2 protein-coding genes are annotated in these 523 nt (G+C 35.8%); both read right to left on the bottom strand.

Annotated features, from left to right (window positions below):
* Positions 1–204: antA/AntB antirepressor family protein (locus tag ACFINR_RS09655; protein WP_375654259.1), on the bottom strand; the 204-nt coding region annotated here is incomplete at its 3' end.
* A gap of 66 nt (positions 205–270) precedes the next feature.
* The coding region (locus tag ACFINR_RS09660; protein WP_375654260.1) for a hypothetical protein at positions 271–523 on the bottom strand (253 nt) is incomplete at its 5' end.

The raw sequence follows: 523 nt of genomic DNA on the forward strand, positions 1-523 counted from the left end.
TTTTGTAAAAACAAAATCCACGCCTTCTTTTAGATCAAGCTTTTCAACACAATCATTAAACCAAGTGGAAAAATCTTGTTTCAAATGTAAGTACCTATGCATTACATGGGCATTGACCATTTGGACATAACCGATTTTGTTGTCTACCTCGTTTTCAGGCGTGAGATATCCTTCACTATGAATATGAGTATCATGTGTGGTCATAAGTTTACTCTAATCAATTATTGATGGGAAAAAGGGAGGCGCTTTTAAAAGCGCCCTTTAGAATTTTTAAAGCACATCACAAGGACGCAAACGGTGTTGTTGTTCATAAGTACCGTAAATCTCATCATTATATTTTTCGTCTGCGATCTCGTCTAAAAGTTCTTGGTAAGCATCACTTTCGAGTACAAAGTCATGAACTTTACTCTCCTCGTGGAGATGTTCGATATTTTCTTTTACATATGCTTCTGCAATTTCTTCAGAGATATCTTCACAATTATTCTCAGAAGGATTGATGCGAAAGATTTGGATTGCATCATCT

It is taken from the genome of Bartonella sp. AP19HLJMH (assembly GCF_042196245.1).
GTDB lineage: Bacteria > Pseudomonadota > Alphaproteobacteria > Rhizobiales > Rhizobiaceae > Bartonella.